The following is a 2,466-nucleotide window of genomic DNA, read 5'->3' as shown; positions in this document are numbered from 1 at the left end:
GGTTTGATGGGGCTCGGCATGGCGCTCGTGGTGTCGCCGCTGTCGACGGCGATCATGACCTCGGTCGAGGACAAGGATACGGGCGCGGCGTCGGGCATCAACAACGCCGTCTCGCGCATCGGGGGACTGATCGCGGTCGCGGCGATGGGCTCGCTCGCGGCTTTCGTCTATGCGCGATCGACCGGCAATCCTGCCGGCATCCCCGGTTTCGGCGAGCCGCCGACGTCAGGGCTCGCGGCCGATCTCGACGCGTTGAGGGTTACGGCAAGCGATTCGGCTTTTGCCGCGGTTGCCGCGGTCACGGCGCTGCTTTGCCTGCTGTCGTCGATCATCGCCTGGTTCACCGTGCCTGGACAGGCGCTGCCCTGGCCGCAGCGAACGGATGATTCTCGCGATTAGTTGGGAAGCTGCGAATCAGTCTTGGCGCTGGCGACCTTCAGCGAATTTCCGTCTTCCTGCTTGAGCAGGTCGTCGATGCGTTCGCGCTCTTTTTTGAAGGCGACGAGATCGTCGCCCTTCAGCACCTTGCCGACCGGCAGGCGGACGCGCATCGAATCGACCTTGGTGCCGTTGACGATCAGCTCGTAGTGAAGGTGCGGGCCGGTGGAGAGGCCGGTCTGGCCGAGATAGCCGATGACCTGGCCCTGCCGGACATGGATGCCAGGCTCGATGCCTTTGGCGAAGGCGCTCTGGTGATTGTACGAGGTTTCATAGCCATTGGCGTGGCGGATGATGATCTGCTTGCCGTAGCCGCCGGCCCAGCCGGCCTTCTCGACCACGCCATTGCCGGCGGCAATGATCGGCGATCCGATCGGAGCGGCCCAGTCGGTGCCGGTGTGCATGCGGACATAACCGAGGATCGGGTGCCGGCGCGCGCCGAAGCCGGAGGTGAAGCGCCCGTTGGGCAGCGGATTGCGCAACAGGAACTGCTTGGCGCTGCTGCCATTCTCATCGAAATAGTCGGTGCCGCCGTCCTGCATCTGGAAGCGGTAGAAATTCCGCGTTTGGCCGCCGAAGGTCGCCGAAACGTAAAGAAGATCGGAATTGTCCGAGGTCTGGTCGTCGCCATCAGGCTGCGAGAACAAGACCTCCAGCCGGTCGGCGGGCGAAAGCCGCGACTGGAAATCGACGTCGGAGGCAAGAAGCTTGATCAGCTTTTGGGTCATCGATTTCGACATGCCGTAGGAATAGGCGGCGCGATAAATGCCGTCATAGACATTGGGCAGGTTGCCGCGCACCACCACTGGCGGCGAATCATCGAATGCGGTCAGCAATTCGGGATTGGGCTCCGGCTCCTGCGCCGGCACGAACTGCCCGCGATCGTCGAGTGCGATGGTGACGATATGGGTGGTGCGATCGTAAACGCTGGTGCGGACCACCTTGGCGATATCGCCGCGCACCTCGAGGCCGACGCGCAGCACCGTTCCGGCCTTGAGCGCCGTCGCGTTCAAGAGCTTGCCGATCGCCTCGGCCATGCCGGTGGCGTCGTCGCCGGTGTAGCCCGAATCGGCGAAGGCCTCGGCGATGTCCGTATCCTGGGTGAAAGGGATGATTTCCTCGGCAAAGGCCGGCGCCTGGTCGTCCAGCGCGGCGCGCGCCGTCACCGAGACGTTCTCCGGCGTGATCTTGACGTCGTAGGAGCCGGCCATGCTCTCGGCGAAGGCGTCGCCGAATCGCTGCGGGTCGACGTAATGAAGCGCTGCCACCTGGACGGCGCCGTCGCTCAAGCCGTTGCCGGCTTCGCGTACCACCTTTTCCACCTCGTCGGCGGAGAGGTCGCTCTTTTCGTCGAAGGACGCCGTCTCGATCGGGAAATCGACCGTCTTCAGGCTCATCTCGCTTTCGACCTTGGCGCCGTAGATCTGGGCGGCGACCGCAGCGGCGGTGGCCGGGTGGGCATTGTCGTCGCCGTCGTCGCCGAAGACCTGCAGCGGATCGAAGGGCGGATAGGGCCGGTTGGTGGTGTGGCCGGCCGCAAGCGCCATCTTGATCTGCACGAACGGCATGGTGTGGATAACGTCGCGGTCGCCGACCTTGGTGACCATCGACACTTCCATGCGCCGGCGGTCCTTGGCCCTGGCGATCTGGCGCGGCGCGACCAGCCTGGTGGTCTTGGCCTGTTCGCCGGAATCATCGCCGCCGCTGGCGAGGTTGATCAGTTCGGCGATTTCCGGCGGCGTCGCCAACTGCTGGCGCCCGTCGAGCGCGGCGAACAGGGCTACCCCCATCAGCACGCTCGAGGTCACGCCCGTCAGGAAAGTGCCCGAAAGCCAACGCGCCGAGACTTCGCGGCGGTCAGGCGGACCGCTGCGGCCGTCCGCGATCAGCGGCGGCTCGTTGCCGAGATCGGCTATGACATCTTCCGTGTCTGGCATCCAGAAAGGCTGCTTCTTCCCCGGGCGGAACGGCTTGTCGTTGTTCGTTGCGGCCATGACATTTGCCTGTCGCGGCCTTTGAAGTCAAACG

The 2,466-nt window shown here is 64.8% G+C and carries 1 protein-coding gene and 1 pseudogene; one reads left to right on the top strand and one right to left on the bottom strand.

The window, feature by feature from the left end:
* A pseudogene (locus EOA38_RS14305) lies at positions 1-399 on the top strand (MFS transporter); the annotation flags it as partial.
* Here the strand turns inward: EOA38_RS14305 and EOA38_RS14300 are convergent.
* On the bottom strand, positions 396-2,375 hold the full coding sequence (locus EOA38_RS14300) for a M23 family metallopeptidase (protein ID WP_127299472.1): 1,980 nt from the start codon (positions 2,373-2,375) through the stop codon (positions 396-398). The pseudogene EOA38_RS14305 and the gene EOA38_RS14300 sit on opposite strands and share 4 nt — an antisense overlap.
* Between the last annotated feature and the right edge of the window lie 91 nt (positions 2,376-2,466).

Origin of the sequence: Mesorhizobium sp. M1E.F.Ca.ET.041.01.1.1 (genome assembly GCF_003997355.1) — a bacterium.
Taxonomy (GTDB): domain Bacteria; phylum Pseudomonadota; class Alphaproteobacteria; order Rhizobiales; family Rhizobiaceae; genus Mesorhizobium.
The sequence above is the reverse complement of the archived record's forward strand: the minus strand, read 5'-3'. Positions and strand labels throughout refer to the sequence as shown.